The organism is Acinetobacter sp. 24-47-39 (assembly GCF_056783825.1).
The window spans coordinates 170,258-189,058 of sequence record NZ_JBWYIP010000001.1 but is presented as its reverse complement, the minus strand read 5'-3'; the positions used below and the strand labels follow the sequence as shown (position 1 = coordinate 189,058).

Sequence of the window (18,801 nt, the reverse complement as noted above, 5' to 3'; positions counted from 1 at the left end):
GGTTTTTTAAACTTACTCTATCCCAATATTCCAATCGAAAGCTGGATCACTATCGCATTTACAATATCGATGAAAAAAGCACCTGTCAGTGGAATAAGTAAGAATGCTTTGTGTGAAGGACCATAGGTATTGGTTACTGCTTGAATATTGGCAATGGCCGTTGGCGTCGCACCCATACCAAAACCACAATGACCTGCTGATAAAACCGCAGCATCGTAGTTGCTCCCCATCACCTTAAATGTCACAAAAGCAGTGTATAAAATCAATACCAGCATTTGCACAATCAGAATCGTGACTAACGGACCTGCCAAATCTGCTAATAACCACAGTTGTAGTGATAACAATGCCATAGATAAATAAAGTGATAAAGATGCATTTCCAAACACGTCAATCGCACGATCAAAGATATTTACTTTGAATACATGTTCAAGCAGATTTCTCAAAATCACACCTGAACCTAGCGCCCAAACAAAGGTTGGAAGCTCAAACCATTTACCCTGACTAAAATCTGTCATTAAGTTTGCCGTGAATATACAAAGTGCAAACATACCAAGCGTCGAAACCGCATTACTTGCAGTAATTAAGCGTGTCTTTTTTGGATATTCAAATGGTGCAGATTTTAACTGATCATCCAATTGTGATTCGTTTTGATCATTGTCAATTTTGTTAGCCAGTTGATGACGTTTAATTAAAAATTTAGCAACTGGACCACCAACGATACCACCAATGATCAGACCAAAGGTCGCACTTGCCATACCCAATACAATAGCACCTTGAATGCCATGCTGGGTTTCAAGCACTTGGCCCCATGCACCTGCCGTGCCATGACCACCCGTTAAGGTGATTGAACCTACAATTAAACCGATGAGCGGATCTAAACCTAATACCGTCGCTAAACTCACCCCAACAATATTTTGAACGATCACAAATCCGATCACACAGAACAAAAATATAAATAGGGCTTTACCACCATCTTTTAATTTAACAAAATCTGCACCTAAGCCCACAGAGGTAAAGAACATCAGCATTAAAATGCTTTGAATTTGCGCATCAAATGTGGCACTGATATTAAAGAATTTAAATAAGATGAATGCTGTAATTGCTGCGACCAAACCGCCAATCACAGGTTCAGGTAAATTGTAGTTTTTAAAGAATTGGACGCGGTTGACTAGATAGCGCCCAATAAATAGAAAAAATACGGCAATCACGATGGTGCCAAAGGCATCAACTTCAAAATTCATTGTATTTCCCTAATGTTTTAATTTTAATCAATTTTCACAAAGAATTTTGCTTTATTCAGCTACTGAAATGTAATTTTTCAATGATTTATAGGCAGTACATTTATTTGTACTGCCCTGTTGGTTTATTGCGCCTGTTTTCTTCTTTGTTCTCGAATTGATTCGCGAACTCGATCTGGCTCGACTACACCTAGGTGGTGCTGATTGTAATAGCGCTGTTTATCGTATTCAGACATGTTTACTGTTTCATCTTTATATTTCTGATAACATGCATCTTCTTCTGAATCATAATTTTTAATCTCCACGCTTGAACATGCAATGAGCGATAGACTGATTAAACTTAAGGTAAGTAGCGTTTTCATTATATTCATGCTGTGTTCATTTTTTGCTTATTCTATTTATTTCACATTTTTAGATTGTTGCTGTCTGTTTTATTTATGGTTACGTGCTTGTAAGATTTTCGCAGTAGTCAATTTGAATTTATATTCGATTCAGCATGACGAATCTGTGTGAATGTGTTTTAATGCAGGCAGTATGAGATGAGCCTTATATGAGTATCACGAGAGTGGTACGACTAGCCCCGTTAATTTTTTAATTACGGGGCTTTTTCATGGGCTTTCTTTTTCGGTAGATGACGGTTTCTCCATATTTTAGAAACACCCACTCTTTGGCTTGTTGATCAGTGATATCTTCAAACACGTAGTAGTCATGATCCCATGCTTCTTGATGGAAAATGACCTTCTTCGTATAAGTTTCATTCTGCCCATTGGTCATACAATTAAAGCTGTCGCCTTGGTCTTTGACTTGGATTCCGTTAAGGAAGCCACCGATACAGAGGAAACGGGGCTGTTTAAACATTCAATTTACTCAGCATACTATTCATATAATTATCATAATTCCCAAGTTGATTTTTCCAAAATCTATCATTCTCAATATCATCAATAAACTGTACAACATCAACAGGATTTGCTTCTTTCTCTAGATCAAATGAATCATCTATGAAGGAGTTCATAAAATCAGCCTTTCCATTTAAAGATATAATTATTTCATCCATAGATATTTTTAAATGATTTTCAAAATATTGGTGATCAAATTCTAATGTTGTATCTATAATCCAAGAATGAATTTTTACATCATCTAAATTTTCAAAATATTGCTTCAAAAATTCATTTCTAATGTAGGTCACTTTTTTAGATAGTTGATAAGCTGCTTTATTTAACGTGAAGTTTCGATATTCATAGATTTCTTGAATACTACTTTTAATATAAGTTGATTTTACTTCTGCAACAATGACAAAATTTTCATATATTGCGATTAGATCAATTTCGCCAACTTCTCTATCTAGAGGTTGATATTGGCAAATTACCTTAAATCCAACATTCTTAAATTTCTCAGCTAAGTTTAATTCAATCTTATCTGTTTCATTTTTAAGCTCCAAACGATTTTTATGTAGCTTGCGCACATAATTAATCATCATCGAATTTACATTTTGAAATGCAGTTAGCCATGGAAATTGAAAAACAAAATCATCAATTTTGTAAAATGGTTTTTGTTGAAATGTGGAATAATCATCTTCACTGTACAAGTCACAAGTCCAAAAACTCAAGATTTGTTCCATTTTCTTTTTTTTGACAGAATTTGAACTACCTTTTACCCAAGATGACATTCTTTTAATCTTGTCTTCTTGCCTAGCAAATTTGAAAGGCATTCTATTTTCACCGATCATAAAACCATGCATAGTGAGTCGCATTAAGGCTTGCAAATTACTTTGAGAACGAGGTAAAAAACTTATAAATTTTTCAATATGATCTTTTAAATAATGGGCTTGCGATAAAGTCATGGTAATCATGGTTTCATACGCATCAAGTTTTTGATTGTTAATACTGAAGTCTACAATCCCATAGACCTGTTCTAATTGTTCTTGGATACCAAATGCTTTTGATAAAGCAATTGCATTAGCTTCTAAATTCTCACCAGTATTTATAATGCTATACACAACATCTGAGTTTAAAAGTTTTTTAGTACCTATACTTAGCCAATAACTTAATAATAAAGAGTGTTTTTTAAACCAAACATCTTTATCTTTTTTTGCATTTGTATAAATTAGTTCACAATTTTTGAGTTTATAATTTACATCTTCGTCAAAACAAAATGACTCAAGTACATTTCTTTGGTAGTTAATAATCTCAACTTTTATTGCCACAAGTTTTTTATATAATTCATATTGCTGTAGAAGCTGTGGTGTCATCCCGTCTTCAATCAAGAAAGGCATAAGTTTATTTTTTAATGCTAATGCAATTGACTCTTCAGATAATTTTTTAGTATTTTTCTTTGATGTTTTAACAATTTCATCAAAAGCTTTCCACACTGTTTGTGCCGAATTATTTTCATTTCTATCAAATTGATAAGGCAAATAATCAAAGTAATCTTGATTTGGAATCAAATACTCATAAGCATATAAACTGCCAAAAGCCATAGCTGTAATTTGACCGATATTCAGCCTATTCTTAATATCATCATAAATTTCTAATCGATGCGTATATTGTGATTGTAAATACTCTACAGTCTGAAAAAAACTAGTAAGGGTTTCATTTTTAAATTCTTGTTCAATTTCCCTTAGTAGACACCATGAATAATGAGCAGAATGAAGTATTATCCCTGAATAACGTACTCCCAAAATAAAACTTTGAACATCAAGTTTTAAATAATTTAGACAAATATTTTTATCAATCGAATTTAAACGAATATATTGACTTAATGCGAGAATATAATTTTGACTTTTTATATCATCAACAGTGAGTAATTTAATAAAACTTGATTGCCAGAACATATCAAATTTATTTTTAAAAACTCCATGTTTGGGTTGTGAACTTTTATACAAAAGTTCTTGTACAATTTTTTCTTTTGCTAGTTCTAGACCAAAATTCAAAAACAAAGCATCGAATTTATTTTCATAATAATTTTGCATAAAAATAAGGGCTGATAAATCAGCCCTTATCTTATATTGCCTAACGCTTAATTTTCAAGCAAATCATAGATTTACTCTTGCGCTAGGGAAAAGCCTTTCGGCTTTTCTTTATCCTAGCTCATTAAGACAATTGAGCAGCAGCAATTTTCTTCGTATCAACGTCTTTAGCAGCGTCTGTATAGTCGTTCATTTGATCGAAGTTCAAGTACTTGTAGATATCCGCAGACATGCTGTCGATTTGAGCAGCATACTGTTGGTATTCTTCAGGAGTTGGCAACTTACCAAGTACCGCAGCAACAGATGCAAGCTCAGCAGAAGCCAAGTAAACGTTCGCACCTTGACCTAAACGGTTCGGGAAGTTACGCGTAGAAGTAGATACAACAGTTGTATTTGGAGCTACACGTGCTTGGTTACCCATACATAATGAACAACCTGGCATTTCTGTACGCGCGCCAGCTTTACCATAAGTATTGTAGAAACCTTCTTCCATTAATTGGCGTTCGTCCATACGAGTTGGAGGAGCTAACCAAAGACGAGTAGATAAAGAACCACCAGGTACTTTGTCTAAAAGTTTACCAGCTGCACGGAAGTGACCGATGTTTGTCATACAAGAACCGATGAATACTTCATCAATTTTGTCGCCTTGAACGTCAGAAAGAAGTTTTGCATCATCTGGATCGTTCGGGCAGCAAAGGATAGGTTCTTTGATGTCAGCAAGGTCGATTTCATACACTTTCGTGTATTCAGCATCAGCATCAGCTTTAAGAAGTGATGGGTTCGCTAACCATTTTTCCATGTTCTCAACACGGCGCGCCATAGTACGAGCATCGCCATAACCTTCAGAGATCATCCACTTCAACATCGTGATGTTTGAACGAAGGTATTCAGCAACTTTCTCTTCAGAAAGTGTGATCGCACAACCAGCAGCAGAACGTTCAGCAGAAGCATCAGAAAGTTCGAACGCTTGCTCAACAGTTAAGTCAGTTTCCATTTCTGATAAGTCGATCTCTAAGATACGACCAGAGAAGATGTTTTTCTTACCTTTTTTCTCTACAGTTAAGTCACCTTCTTTAATTGCGTAGTAAGGAATCGCATGTACTAGGTCACGTAAAGTGATACCAGGTTGCATTTTACCTTTGAACTTCACAAGAACTGATTCAGGCATATCAAGTGGCATAACACCAGTTGCTGCAGCGAACGCTACAAGACCAGAACCCGCTGGGAAAGAAATACCGATTGGGAAACGTGTATGTGAGTCACCACCAGTACCAACTGTATCTGGAAGAAGCATACGGTTTAACCAAGAGTGGATAATACCGTCACCTGGACGTAAAGAAACACCACCACGGTTCATGATGAAATCAGGAAGCGTGTGTTGCATTTGAACGTCAACTGGTTTTGGATACGCAGCAGTATGACAGAAAGATTGCATTACGAGGTCAGCAGAGAAACCTAAGCAAGCTAAGTCTTTCAATTCGTCACGCGTCATTGGACCTGTTGTATCTTGAGAACCAACAGTTGTCATCTTAGGTTCGCAGTAAGTACCTGGAAGTACACCTTGACCTTCTGGAAGACCACAAGCACGACCAACCATCTTCTGAGCAAGCGTGAAGCCTTTGCCAGTTGCAGCTGGTTGAACTGGAGTACGGAACAAGTCAGAAGCAGGAAGACCCAATTCTTCACGTGCTTTAGTAGTTAAGCCACGACCAATGATCAAGTTAATACGACCACCCGCACGTACTTCGTCTAGAAGTACTGGAGTTTTTAACTCAGCTTCAGCAATTTGAGCGCCATCTTTGAACGCTGTAACTTTTGCAGTCGCTTTGTCAATCTTCAACGTGATTTCGTCGCCCATGTTCATGTTTGCAACGTCGATTTCAACTGGTAACGCACCAGCGTCTTCCATAGTGTTGAAGAAAATCGGAGCAATCTTAGAACCTAAGCAGTAACCGCCTTCTTTCTTGTTTGGAATGTGAGCGATTTCGTCACCGAAGAACCAAAGCACAGAGTTTGTAGCAGATTTACGAGATGAACCTGTACCAACAACGTCACCCACGTAAGCTACAGTATTGCCTTTCGCGATTAAGTCTTTGATTTGGCTTAATGGACCAACTTCACCTGGAACTTCTGGTTTAATACCATCACGTTCGTTTTTCAACATTGCGTTAGCGTGTAACGGAATGTCTGGGCGGCTCCAAGCGTCTTGAGCTGGAGACAAGTCATCTGTATTTGTTTCGCCAGTAACTTTGAAAACTGTAAGTTTGATTTCTTCTGGAACGTCTTTACGGCTAGTGAACCATTCAGCGTCAGCCCAAGATTGAAGAACAGCTTTCGCGTTTTCGTTACCTGCTTTTGCTTTATCAGCAACGTCATGGAACGCATCGAAAACAAGAAGTGTTTTCTTAAGCGCTTCAGCAGCTAAAGCACCAAGCGCTGCGTCTTCTAATAATTCTACTAAAGGAGCAACGTTGTAACCACCAAGCATAGTACCTAGTAAGTAAACCGCACGCTCTTTAGAAACTAATGGAGAAGTCGCTTCACCTTTCGCCAAAGCAGCCAAGAAAGCAGCTTTTACGTAAGCAGCTTGGTCAACACCTGCTGGAACACGGTTTTCAAGCAAATCAACTAAGAATGCTTCTTCGCCAGCTGGTGGATTTTTTAATAATTCAACTAATGCAGCTGTTTGAGCGTCATCAAGTGGCTTCGGTGGGACTCCGAGTGCGGCACGTTCTTCAACGTGTTGGCGGTAAGCTTCTAGCACGGTGTTATTCCTCTTCTTTAAAAAATTACTTGCAATATCCTGCTTATAAAGCCTGCAAATAATATGGACTGCTAAATTTTACTAAAATTCCGGTTAAAAGTTAATGCAAGAAGAGTGTTTCTTTGTGATGACCATTATTTTCTTACTAAATGATCTCTCTTCTGATTACTCATTGCTCAATATGTTGTTTTATCGAACAATTCTGACATTAACATGAAGCTTTTACGGATCTTAAATAAATAAAAGGCAACAAGATGTTGCCTTTTAAATCCTTTTTTGACTATTCAACCTTAGTGGACAGTTGTGCGATCTAAATATTGTTGCAGACTTTCTCGTGTTCCTTCAAATCTGACCAGAATTTCATCATCATGTAGCATGCGGTGTTCGGCACAAGCAAAACTAATGTGTACCTGATAAATTTTGGCATGTTCATTGATCATATTTTTAAGATAGACTCGATCCCCTAGACTTAGGACGTAATGGCTGCCATTAATTACAGCAACACCATTGGCATCTTCAAGCAGAAGATCGGCATTATTCAGGTATGCGACCACTTCCATTGTTCCGCTCCTTTTGTTTTATTTATCTTATTTTTATATAAGCTTTTCTATTTTAATGCTAATTAAAATTTGTAATTAATTTCAACAAAAAAAGGGAAACTTACGCTTCCCTCTTTTTTATGATCAATCTTTTTGTAGCGCCTTAAAACTGTTTGTAGTCAGGCAGATTATCTTTATCGTAAGGAGTGGCTAAACACTCATCCGTTGCTTCTTTTTTGAATTTAGCCATTAATGCATCACGATCCACTTCTAATTGATTCGCAGGATAAGCATAGACCTTCTCAATTTGAGCATCTACAAATTTCTTCGTCGTCGGATCGGTCAGTTTAGAAGCATGTTCGACCGCTGCAGTTTTCTCGATACCATTTTGACGGTCTAGCAAAATAGAGCGTGCAGCATTACCAATACTGGTACAGTAACCATGCCAGACTTCTTCAGGGGTTAGTGGCTTTTTTTCTTCACAAGCACTGAGCAAAACGGCTGAACCAAGTACAGCACCCAGAATCACGAATTTGTTCATACATCTCTCCTGTTGCGGCTATGATAATCGAGTTAAACCGAATAGGAAATCGTGTAATGACATTTCTCGTTCATTAGCCACAGCTTGAGCGAATAATTTTATTCTGATCATCCACGGTTACTGTAATACGATCATTTCGATAATCCATAGTAACCAGATCATTTGGTCCGACACGGCGAATAATTTTGGCTTTGGTTTTATTCAAAATCTGTTGATCATCAAGATTATGCATACCGACTAATTTTTTCGCTTCTTCAGGTTTGCAAATATTTTGATGATGTCTAAATAGTTCCCATTCTTCTACCACAACACCATCTGGCAACTGGCAATAACCCACTTGACCATTTACCTCATTACGTATTTCTAATTTTCCACCTTGTTGAACACAAAATTTGCTTGCAGGATTAGCCATTCCAATTTTTGGAGTAAGTTGCTCAGTTTGATTGGTTTGACAGCCCGCCATGAGTGTTGCCGCTATCATCGCCATGAATATTGCAATTGTTTTCATTTTTTAATTCGTTCTTGTCCGATAAATTTTAAGTCTAGCATTTTAACAATAGGGCTTAAATTTAATTTCGGTTTATACATTGAATTAAAAAGGGCTTCGATTGAAGCCCTTTTACCTTTTAGAATCGCCAATTGTAGAAAATATCAATGGCTTTTTCTAAAGACTGACTTGCTTCCAGATAGAGTCTTTGGTTCATCTGATATCGTAGCGTTAATTTATTGACTGGCGTAAAGACACCAACACCATAACGGATATATAAATCAGGGGTCAGATAACCTGTCACACTCACTTGAGTGTCATCGCCTGTTCCTTGCGCATCAAGAGCAAGACCACTTAACCCAAATGTCTGTCCAATTTGATTGGTCAAAGCACGTGTACCACCAAGCCCTAAGCTAATCCCCGCTGCAGCAATGGTATTGTTCACATCTGACTTAAAGCCTTCTGCTTGACTCAAGCTACTTGAACCTTCATTGATTCGACCTGTAATCAAGGCATTCATTGCTTCTTGTTCAGATAATCCCGCATCATTAAATACTTGGATATTTGGACTACTTGCGGTTCCAGTAACACGCACCCCAACTGTACTGCCTGAAATAAGTTTACTTGCTTCAACCTCAAGGGTTGGGTTGGACAATGCGCCATTGAAACGTGCAATTGCACGACTTAATTCTAAAGACTGCCCATAAGCTTCAATGGTAACGCGTTTACTTACACCAATCGCACCATTGGCACGCATGGCAGTTTCTATTCCTCGTTGCGTTAAGTAAATTCGCCCAAGCAATGGAATACGACTATTAAAGCCTTGGAAAATCACTTGGTTTCCTAAATTTAATTCTAAGTCAGCGCGGATATCCCATGGCTTTGCAGCCTTAAGTACCGCGAGTTGATTATCACCTTCACGTACCACTCGAACATCGGCGGATAAAGGCACTACGGACGCGCTCGATTCTGGCATTGAAATCAGCGCACGCGGAACTTCAACTTTACCATTCAAAGTTAACTGCTTACTGACAGGACGTGCATCTAAATCCATTTCAGTGTTCACAACAGCTGTGATTAATGGTGCTTGGCGAATAAATAAATTATCACCTTTGAGTTTTAAACGAATTCTAGGATCATTTTTCCAATCGATATCACCCGTTAACTTACCCACGCCTCGACCACTATTGAAAGCGCCATCGATCGTCGCTTGGTTTTGACGAATAGATGAATACAGCTGAATATTCGTGAGATTAACAGGTAACGAAATCATGCTGATGGAACCATTTTTAAGGCGCATTTCGCCGTTAAATAACGGTTGAGTCAATGTCCCACTGATTTTACCCGCAAGGGATAAATTACCATCGATTTTACGCACATCCGAAATGAATGGTTTTAAAATTTTCAGTTGTACTTGACTCAGAGCAACTTCACCACGCATTGGTTTCGAATCAACAAATGGATTCACCACAACATTTGCATATCCAGTCCCAATATTCGGAGCTTTCAAATCAGCACGAAGTAATAATCCTTCACGAATACTTCGTGCAATAAGACTTACTTCATCGTAGTTCATCGTGGTGCTGATATCATCTGGATCGGCAGCTGCTAGACCGACAACACCATTACGCGTAACAAGTTTGGCATCGATTTTTGGTTGAATGCCTTGCCCCCAAGACGCTTTAGCATAACCATCCAATTTACCCGTAATTGCGAAACCTTCAGGCATAAATGCGGCAAAGTCACCAAGATCTAAATTCCGACTCACAAATGAGGCGCTACCTTTGGTCTTACTCACACGTAAGGGCTGATCAAAGCAAAGTTGGCTTTGATTACTGGTCCAGCAATGAGCACCCACAAATAATTCTGTTTTCGCAGTATTATAAATCACAGGTGCAGGTTGGGCCTGTTTCAAATGCGCGCGTGCAGAGTCAAAGTCACCTTTTTGAATTTGACCTAACCAATCATTCGCAGGATTAAATCCACCTGCCAGTTGTACATAAAATTTAGACAGCTTGTTCGCGGCTTGGACTTTCAATAAATGTGCTTTTCGCGTGCCAGCAATCGAGACTTCAGCGTTTTGAATCTCACGATTGCCACTTCTTAAACTGTCCATTCTTGCAGTTAATGCAGTAGGCACTGTATCCGAAGTTGGTAATTCCCCTTGGATGTTGAGTGATTTGATACTGACAAGATCATTGAAACCAAAGTTATTCACCTTCACATTCGCAGTTGCTGACAATCTCGGTTGAGACTGCACATTAACAAAACCTTGCGCACGACCACGTAAACCAGGATAAAGCTCAAATAATGCAGGCGCGTCAATCTTAACGCGAAGATTCTGAGCATTCCCTTCGGCTTGAATCTGATTCTGCGCATACACCAAATACAAATTATTGGCTTCAAACTGTTGTGGTAGGAAACCTATCTGATTCGAATTAAGAATAACAGCAAGATTACCTTTTGCTCTAAGCGGTTTTTTATTGATCATGCCAGCGAGATTGAGTCGATCAATATTAATTTTTTTCAAACGATCTGACCAAACACCATCCGTTTTGACATTGCCTGAAATTTCACCTTTAACACTTGAGACAAAATAATGAGGCTTAAAGCGTATTAAAGAAGCATTAATGTCCCATCCGATTCCATTGGCTAAATTGACTAAACCGTTGGCATTAATCTGACCCGCAGCACCCTGATGTTTAAATTCGGAAATATTGATGCGCTGAGGTGTGCCTGCTACACGTATTTTAAGCTGACCATCCCCTTGTGGCAGTTGGCTTGCATGCAATGCACCATCATAATTTACTGCGAAGCCTTTAAAACCACCACCCGACTTTTCATCATGTAAAAGAATGGCTGCTGTACTTGAGCCAGTCAGCTTAATTGTCTCCGGTGGATTTTGATTGGCAAGTTGACCTGAAAGATTGATCTGATTTAACTGAATAATTTGCTGGTTAGGGCGAGCAAAGCCACTGGCTTGAATTTGTCCATTTAATAAATTTACAGGAGCAGCAGCACTGATGGTTTGCGGATTAAAATCTTTTGCATTAAGCACTGCATTCCACTTCAACTGTCTTTGATCAGATGGTAATTCAACCTTGGCATTTGCTTGTAAAGATCCTTTTCCATCTGCTTGATAGATAAATGAAGGAACATGAAGATCATTCCCTTTAAGGTCTAATTGGGCATTGTATTTGCCAGCAGGTAAAGTTCCTTTTTCATTTGCACCAACTACGGTTGCCACATGAATATTTTGTTGACCTTCAACTAAAGCAAGTTTTACATCCCCAGATTCACTACTTAACCAACCAATGTACGGAACAGCACGATCAATATTTTTCCAAGCGACATCTAGCAACATCGGATTCGGCTTATTATTTTTTTGTTCAGCTTGATTAAGATTTAAATTCCATGTTTCATATTGGTCGAAATCAATAAGTGCTGTGAGAGCTAATCCCTTCTCTAACGAACCAGCTGAGGCGATTTTGGCATCCAAACGTTCTGGCAGAAAATCTTGCACCACTTGTGGAATCACTTTATCTTTTGGATTGATTTTATCTAAGCGACCTTGCACATCCCAAGTGACTTTATCCTTCCATCCTACGACACCCGCAAGATTTAGCGCCCCGTTCATCAATTGACCATTCAGGTTTGAAATATTCAATTGATTGACGAGATCTGTATGCGCCAGCGCAGTATATTGCCCTTGAGGAATATTTTTACCAGAAATATCGGTATTAATATCCAAATTCAAACGTTGGATATCTCCAGAAAACTTAGCAACTCCTTGTTTAGATAAAAGCTCCTGCTCTAGCATTAAAGGCCAGTGATAATCTTTAAAGTTTAAAGCACCTTGCATCGGTACATTCTTTCGAACTGGATGTACCACTGCCCAACCTGTTAATAAATCAGGGGTACGCGTGGCAATGCCCGCTTGAATGGTATCTAAAGAGCCTTTTGCATGGAGATAAATATCCTCAACGTTGATCGACTTTAAAGATGGGAGTCTTACAACTGCTTGCGCATCTAACGGATATTTACCTTTAAAATCCATCTGACCTGTTGCTTTTTTTACAGACAAATAACCCATATCAAACTGCGAATCTTCAAACTTAAGCTCAGTACCTGACCATAGTGCTTCGTTTAGGATAATGTCATTAAATTGCACTTTAGAACTTGAAGTTTGGATCACCAATTGATCGATATCGGCATGATCAACACGTAAAACAAAAGGGAGTTTAATTTCACTAAACTTAAATGGCTCATCACTTGGCGGTGACTTGTTAATGACACGCAAATTTCGGACATCGGCACGATTCAAATGAATTTCTTTATCTAATATGGCACGCCAACCCAAAGTGACATCAGCTCTATCAATTTTCACATCAACTGATTTCAGCGTCACCAATACATTTTTTAGAATGATGCCTTGAAGTAAATTTCCACCTTCATATTCATACTGAATAATCTGTTGAGTGGACAAAGCACGGTCAAGTAAGAATTTACTGCCTTTGTCTGTTGAAAACATTACGGCAAGCGAAGCCACAAAAAAGATCAGAATAAATAAAATGATCAGCAATACACGGCGTAATAAACTTCGCTGTGGCGTCACGTTTTGCTCAGGTTGCTGCTCGATGTCTTCAGCCATACTTATTCCAAAAAATGATTGAGTACTTTTATTATCTTAAATATTAAAGTTGCGGCCCGATAAAGAAATGTAGACGAATAGGTTTACCAGGATCAGATATCCCCGATGCCACATCTAGACGAATTGGACCAATTGGAGAGTTCCAGCGGATTCCTGCTCCTATGCTATATTCAGTATCATTGGTAAATTTTTCATCATAAGCATTACCAAAATCACTAAATAACGCGGCGCGCCAACCTTCTTTAAATTGGTAATTGTACTCTAAAGTCCCAATCGCACGCGCTTGACCTCCGACTTTATATCCAAATTCCACAGGGGACAAACTCTTATAGTCAAAGCCTCGTAGACTTTGGTCACCACCTTCAAAGAATCTCAAGTTATAGGGCACTTTTTGAAAATCTTCTGTGATGATATAACCGAGGTTTGCCCCACCAATGAATTGATGATCATTGTTACTGCCTAGTGAATATAAAAATTTCCAGTTCGCATTCACAATCGCCATATCAGCATCGGATAGCAGGCTTTCACTCCCCAATTGGATTTTGTAGTTTTGTTTAAATCCTTTTGTCGGATTTAATCGATTATCACTGGTGACTTTAGTGGCTTCATAACCAAGTAATAAAGATTGCTGCTCATCATTACCCGTTGCAACGACAAACTCTGGGATTTCATCCCAATTGGTATCTGGGTCAAGTGTCTCAGGAATATCACCTTCAATCGTCATACGATCTAGACGATAACGCACACCAAAAATATGCTGCCAATCACGACGCGCACCTTTAATAATTCTGTCAGCTCCGGCAACGGCGGATTCCACAATGAGATTTAATCCATTCCCAATTTCATCACGATCTTCACGCTCGTAACCACCAACTAGACTGACATAATCATTTAATGGGTGTTTATATGGAATATTATAGCGACCATCAATCGATTGTCTGACTTGTGACAACTCTAAGTTTGCATCAAACGAATGACCTCGTTCATTCACAATAGAACGGCGGTACTGACTTCGTAAGCGCACACCTGTATCAGTACCATAACCAATACCCGCTTCAACACTATTTAATTTATCCGCATTCAATGTCACGATGACAGGGATTTTTTTCTCTTCACGTGCTAAGGCTTGTAAACGCTCGGTTTCTTCCTGCTTGGCTTGCGCTTGATTATCAGCATCATTACGCTCTTGCAAAGTACGACGTTCATTTCCACCCGCAAATTGAGTTTCATCTGCCACATTCTGCGTGACTTCTTCTGATGAACTTGCCTGTTGTTCAGCCTTTTCTTGACCTGTTAATAAACTTCGATCAATTTTTTGCTCATCCACTAAAGCCTGCAAATCAGGTGCGAGTTCAAGCGGCTTAATAATTGGATCAGGTTTAACAGCGTCAACAAGGCTATAGTTAAAATAACGTGAATTGGTTAAGTTGTTGGCTAATACATTTACACGCCATGCGGTAAAGTCTGCACCTTCTTGCCAAGGAGCTAATGTTCTTAAAATATCTTCACGAATCGGTAATTTTTTTGATGGATCACTCATTCTAAACTGCACATCATCCAGCTTATAACGTTCACCTGTTTCCATCTTCAAATTTATATCGGCTTGATTTTGAGGGCGGGCCAACATGACATCGTGCATTCGCCAATAATAATCAAAGAAACCGTTGTTATTCGCCGCTTCAATGATTCGAGCTTTTGTCGCTTCGTATTTACCATGATCGAAAATATCACCCACCTCCAAATCAGGAAGCACTCGAATCACTTGCAATTGAGCAAGATTCTGCCCAGGCCCAGTAAATTCAATATTTTGTTCTCGTACCACTACTGGATTATGAGGTGTGACATTGACACGTACTCGGTTATCACTGACTTTTTCAAACTTAAATTCAGCATCGTAATAACCTACGGCTTGTGCAGCTTGGACAGTCATATTACGGAGTTGCGGGACGGCAGCATTGAAATCTGAAAATGACTCAACTGTGAATGAAGATAACTTTGCTTTGATATTGTCCGCGAGTGCTTTAGGTGCGCCCGTAACATCTGCGGTAATACGTGGCACAGCAGCGGGCTGATTAAGACGTGGAGGACGTATTTTGTAGAAAATGCGTTTAAACACATTTACTTTTTCTGGTTCTTTATTTTCAGGTTCTTGGGTTTGAACGGATAATGAACGTCCTTCCACATTTTCAGACACCTCAATCTGACGATCAGACTGAATGTTTTGCATCAACTGATCAATGTTGACTGGCGCTTTTGTTAACTCAGCCTCTGAAATGTCATTCGCAGGTAGATCTTGTACTTGAATGGCTGGAGTCGTCAGACCCGATCTGAAATTTTGCGCTTCCTGCTTGGCTTCTTCAGCGACTGATAAAATTTCATTGGCAAGTCGAGGGTCCACACTTTCCTCAGGTAGCAACTCCAAATCATCAAATTCTATCGGCTTGAATTGCTCTTGTGGACTCAATTGCTCTTGCTGCTGAAGCATTTCATAACTATTAAAATCATCTTGCCCACTCAGCTGATCTATTTTTTGATCAATACTTTCAATTTTCTCTTTTGACAATCCCTGTTGTTGCGCAACGTTTTCTATTTTTTGTTTATTATTTTCGATGGCTTGTACGGATGTCGCAGGCTCAAGCTCCTGACTTGAAACCACTGCGTCGGCTGCAAATAACACAGGTGAAGAAAGCGCACCTAAAAAAACACTTGCATAGAACCATTTATTGATATCATTTGATATCCATGTGTGCTGCACACATTGGGAAAGTAATGATTTTTTAAATTGTGTTTTCGATGGCATACTGCGCTCTGAATACTTTATATTTTAAATAGAAAATACGGATTTTTCACTCAAGCTAACTGAATCAAATTTCTAGTATTTTCAAAATTTTTAGGATGAAAATATGATACATGATTTTCCGATATTGTTACTAAATCATCACATTTCTTAATAATTTTTAAAAAAGCTGAATTGTCATGCAAAAACAAGAGCATCTACTGAGTTCGCGCCGTTTTTTACCTATGTTTTTGACTCAATTTTTTGGAGCCTTAAACGATAATGTCTTTAAACAATCCTTATTGCTTGTCATTACCTATGGTTGGATTCAACAACAGACCGCAAGCGTAAGCACACTCAATAATCTAGCTGCACTTCTCTTTATTCTACCTTACTTCATTTTTTCAGCGACTGCAGGACAAATTGCAGACAAATACGAACGCTCTTTCTTGATTCGTAATATCAAATTGCTTGAAATCTTGATTATGCTGATCGGTACTGCTGGATTTTTACTCGGCAATTTATGGCTATTGTTATTTGCATTGTTCCTCATGGGTACACACAGTACCTTCTTCGGACCGATTAAATACGCCATTCTCCCTGAAATATTAAAACCAAATGAATTGATGTCGGGTAATGCTTTATTTCAGTCAGGTACTTCCATTGCAATATTGATGGGGATGATCTTGGGTGGTGTAGTGATTTCAAACTCTGAAGGTAACTTAGTTTGGATCAGCCTGACGGTCGTGACCATCGCGATACTTGGTTATAGTTGTAGTCGCTTCATTCTCAAACAAAAAGTCCGTGAAAATCATATCAATGTCGATTGGAATTTCTTTCGAACAAGTTTCCAAACCATACGTTATGCAAAAAGCTTACCCCTCATCTTTACCATTTTATTGGGTAATTCTTGGTATTGGTTTTATGGCGCGACTTATTTAACCCAAATTCCTCAAATGACTCAGCAAAATCTTCATGCCAATGAAAATGTGGTTAGTCTCCTCCTTACCTTTTTTTCTGTGGGTATTGGTGTAGGTTCATTATTATGCCGAAAAATTGGTGGCTCAGAGGTCAATATTAAAATGGTGCCTATTGGTGCAGTAGGCTTAACCGTTTTCGCCTTCTATTTAGCAGCAAGTTTAGCCTTTGTTCCTGAAAGGACTGGCGATTTTATTGGCATATCAGACATGTTTAATTCTGGTATGATTTATTACCATGTGATGATTGCAGTTACTTTATTGGGGATCAGTGGTGGTTTTTATATTGTTCCGCTGTATGCCATGATGCAAGCCTATTCACCGTGTTCACATCGTGCTCGCGTAGTGGCTGCTAATAACATTATGAATGCAGTATTCATGGTGTCTTCTGCTATATTCTCCATTATTATTTTAAGTATCTTAAGTATTGATATTAAGATTCTATTCAGTATTACAGCAATATTGAGTGCTCTGTACACGATTTGGTTATTAACACGCTTAAAACCAATGTTAAAAAATGCTCAAATTGATTTAGAGGATTAAGGTTATGCGTCACTACACAGGTCTAGATAAATTTATCCATTCATTTGATCAAGCACTGCGTAGTTTGGTTCCAGGCACCACCACCTCACAACGTGAAAATCCAGCAAGTCAAGCAGAGACTCATCTCGCAGTGAGTGAAGCAAGGCATGTTGCTGGACTCATGCGTGTTAATCACAGTGGTGAAGTCTGTGCTCAAGCGCTTTATCACGGTCAAGCATTGACAGCTAAGTTGCCTAATGTTCGTCGTGAAATGGAGCATGCCGCGATTGAAGAACAAGATCATTTAGCATGGTGTGAAGATCGTTTAAAAGAGTTAGATAGTCATACAAGTCTACTTAATCCTGTATGGTATGGTCTTTCTTTTGGTATGGGTGCGATTGCAGGTATTGCTGGTGACAAATACAGTTTAGGCTTCGTTGCAGAAACCGAACGCCAAGTGAGTCTGCATCTGCAACACCATCTTGACCAACTCCCACCGCATGATGACCGCTCTCGTCAAATTTTGACACAGATGAATCAGGATGAACTTCAGCATCGAGATACTGCACTAAATGCAGGTGGTGTGGAATTACCAGCTGCCGTTAAAATCGCAATGACGGGTATATCCAAACTCATGACCAAAACAAGTTATTATATTTAAAAAAAACGCGGCTCATCGGCCGCATTTTTTATAGATGATGGAATCGTCTAAACTTGTTTAATTCACGTTCAGCATGATTAAAATTCAAATCTAACCGCAATTTATCCTGCTTTAAGGACTTGATTTTCTTAAGATACTCTTCCCGCTTTTCTTTGGTGATTTTGTCATCCAGCAAGTAGTCTCGATATGTTTCAATTTCTTTATCTTTAGCATCTTTGTCTTTCTTAGAACGATGGTACTGATCGGCCACATTATAAAAGGGTGCTAATTGAGCATGTAACTCCGATGGGCAAACCCTATAACCACCTCCTCCCTCCAAAGCTCGATCCAAAATAACTTCGGGTTGACAATATGAACGAAGCCCAAGTTGGTAACCTTGTTCATATAACTTGTGATCAGGTTCAATATTTACTTTTGAACAGGCTTTTTGATGTTTAACAATGCGATTCGAATAACCACTGCTTCCATCTTTTTCACCTATTTCAGACCATTGAGCAGTTCGACACTCTTGAGGGGAAAGCGTTGCACAACCTGAGAGCAACGCCAAAATTGCGCTTAACACAATAATTTTATACATCTTCTTGATATGGAGCTTATTTATTTTGAAGTGCCGTATTATAAAAATTAGCCCATTTAAAAGAAGCCAATTATTGTTACATCACGGCCTATTTGCGTATCAA

General features: G+C 38.7%; 13 protein-coding genes. 2 read left to right on the top strand and 11 right to left on the bottom strand.

All coding sequences use genetic code 11. The annotated features are described in order from the left end of the window. Positions 1–17: 17 nt before the first annotated feature. The 10 genes from gltS to AC1M9C_RS00845 form a co-directional block, all read right to left on the bottom strand. Positions 18–1,241 carry a sodium/glutamate symporter gene (gene gltS, locus AC1M9C_RS00890; protein ID WP_481587009.1) on the bottom strand — a complete coding sequence of 408 codons (1,224 nt, stop codon included), beginning with the start codon at positions 1,239–1,241 and terminating at the stop codon, positions 18–20. A gap of 122 nt (positions 1,242–1,363) precedes the next feature. After that, positions 1,364–1,609, bottom strand: coding sequence for a hypothetical protein (locus AC1M9C_RS00885; RefSeq protein ID WP_481587008.1), 246 nt, complete (start codon positions 1,607–1,609; stop codon positions 1,364–1,366). Positions 1,610–1,829: 220 nt separating this feature from the next. Next, positions 1,830–2,096 carry a hypothetical protein gene (locus AC1M9C_RS00880; RefSeq protein ID WP_481587007.1) on the bottom strand — a complete coding sequence of 89 codons (267 nt, stop codon included), beginning with the start codon at positions 2,094–2,096 and terminating at the stop codon, positions 1,830–1,832. After that, positions 2,089–4,206 carry a hypothetical protein gene (locus tag AC1M9C_RS00875; protein WP_481953028.1) on the bottom strand — a complete coding sequence of 706 codons (2,118 nt, stop codon included), beginning with the start codon at positions 4,204–4,206 and terminating at the stop codon, positions 2,089–2,091. Before AC1M9C_RS00875 ends, AC1M9C_RS00880 begins: the two co-directional genes overlap by 8 nt. Positions 4,207–4,327: 121 nt before the next feature. Next, entirely contained in the window at positions 4,328–6,967 is a 2,640-nt protein-coding gene (locus AC1M9C_RS00870; RefSeq protein WP_481587005.1) for a bifunctional aconitate hydratase 2/2-methylisocitrate dehydratase, read from the bottom strand. A gap of 290 nt (positions 6,968–7,257) precedes the next feature. Continuing rightward, positions 7,258–7,527 carry a hypothetical protein gene (locus tag AC1M9C_RS00865; protein WP_035267100.1) on the bottom strand — a complete coding sequence of 90 codons (270 nt, stop codon included), beginning with the start codon at positions 7,525–7,527 and terminating at the stop codon, positions 7,258–7,260. Between the two features lie 142 nt (positions 7,528–7,669). Then, entirely contained in the window at positions 7,670–8,047 is a 378-nt protein-coding gene (locus AC1M9C_RS00860; RefSeq protein WP_035267099.1) for a hypothetical protein, read from the bottom strand. A gap of 73 nt (positions 8,048–8,120) precedes the next feature. Continuing rightward, the gene (locus AC1M9C_RS00855) at positions 8,121–8,555 is read right to left on the bottom strand and encodes an I78 family peptidase inhibitor (RefSeq protein WP_481587004.1); all 435 of its coding nucleotides are present in this window, start codon (positions 8,553–8,555) and stop codon (positions 8,121–8,123) included. 118 nt (positions 8,556–8,673) lie between these two features. Beyond that, positions 8,674–13,185: a translocation/assembly module TamB domain-containing protein gene (locus tag AC1M9C_RS00850; protein ID WP_481587003.1), complete on the bottom strand. Its 4,512-nt coding sequence runs from the start codon at positions 13,183–13,185 to the stop codon at positions 8,674–8,676. Between the two features lie 43 nt (positions 13,186–13,228). Beyond that, entirely contained in the window at positions 13,229–15,985 is a 2,757-nt protein-coding gene (locus AC1M9C_RS00845) for an autotransporter assembly complex protein TamA (RefSeq protein WP_481587002.1), read from the bottom strand. Between the two features lie 176 nt (positions 15,986–16,161). On the opposite strand from AC1M9C_RS00845, the gene AC1M9C_RS00840 reads away from it, so the two are divergent. After that, the gene (locus AC1M9C_RS00840) at positions 16,162–17,481 is read left to right on the top strand and encodes an MFS transporter (RefSeq protein ID WP_481587001.1); all 1,320 of its coding nucleotides are present in this window, start codon (positions 16,162–16,164) and stop codon (positions 17,479–17,481) included. A 4-nt stretch (positions 17,482–17,485) separates the two neighbouring features. Further along, entirely contained in the window at positions 17,486–18,121 is a 636-nt protein-coding gene (gene coq7, locus AC1M9C_RS00835; protein ID WP_179998247.1) for a 2-polyprenyl-3-methyl-6-methoxy-1,4-benzoquinone monooxygenase, read from the top strand. 28 nt (positions 18,122–18,149) lie between these two features. Here the strand turns inward: coq7 and AC1M9C_RS00830 are convergent, their stop codons facing one another. After that, the gene (locus AC1M9C_RS00830; protein WP_481953027.1) at positions 18,150–18,698 is read right to left on the bottom strand and encodes a DUF2799 domain-containing protein; all 549 of its coding nucleotides are present in this window, start codon (positions 18,696–18,698) and stop codon (positions 18,150–18,152) included. Between the last annotated feature and the right edge of the window lie 103 nt (positions 18,699–18,801).

Bases quoted from the DNA above. Each gene is read 5' to 3' on its own strand.
- AC1M9C_RS00875 (WP_481953028.1), bottom strand. From the start codon at position 4,206: ATGCAAAATTATTATGAAAATAAATTCGATGCTTTGTTTTTGAATTTT.
- AC1M9C_RS00840 (WP_481587001.1), top strand. From the start codon at position 16,162: ATGCAAAAACAAGAGCATCTACTGAGTTCGCGCCGTTTTTTACCTATG.
- AC1M9C_RS00860 (WP_035267099.1), bottom strand. From the start codon at position 8,047: ATGAACAAATTCGTGATTCTGGGTGCTGTACTTGGTTCAGCCGTTTTG.
- coq7 (WP_179998247.1), top strand. From the start codon at position 17,486: ATGCGTCACTACACAGGTCTAGATAAATTTATCCATTCATTTGATCAA.
- gltS (WP_481587009.1), bottom strand. From the start codon at position 1,241: ATGAATTTTGAAGTTGATGCCTTTGGCACCATCGTGATTGCCGTATTT.
- AC1M9C_RS00880 (WP_481587007.1), bottom strand. From the start codon at position 2,096: ATGTTTAAACAGCCCCGTTTCCTCTGTATCGGTGGCTTCCTTAACGGA.
- AC1M9C_RS00850 (WP_481587003.1), bottom strand. From the start codon at position 13,185: ATGGCTGAAGACATCGAGCAGCAACCTGAGCAAAACGTGACGCCACAG.
- AC1M9C_RS00845 (WP_481587002.1), bottom strand. From the start codon at position 15,985: ATGCCATCGAAAACACAATTTAAAAAATCATTACTTTCCCAATGTGTG.
- AC1M9C_RS00830 (WP_481953027.1), bottom strand. From the start codon at position 18,698: ATGTATAAAATTATTGTGTTAAGCGCAATTTTGGCGTTGCTCTCAGGT.
- AC1M9C_RS00855 (WP_481587004.1), bottom strand. From the start codon at position 8,555: ATGAAAACAATTGCAATATTCATGGCGATGATAGCGGCAACACTCATG.
- AC1M9C_RS00865 (WP_035267100.1), bottom strand. From the start codon at position 7,527: ATGGAAGTGGTCGCATACCTGAATAATGCCGATCTTCTGCTTGAAGAT.
- AC1M9C_RS00885 (WP_481587008.1), bottom strand. From the start codon at position 1,609: ATGAATATAATGAAAACGCTACTTACCTTAAGTTTAATCAGTCTATCG.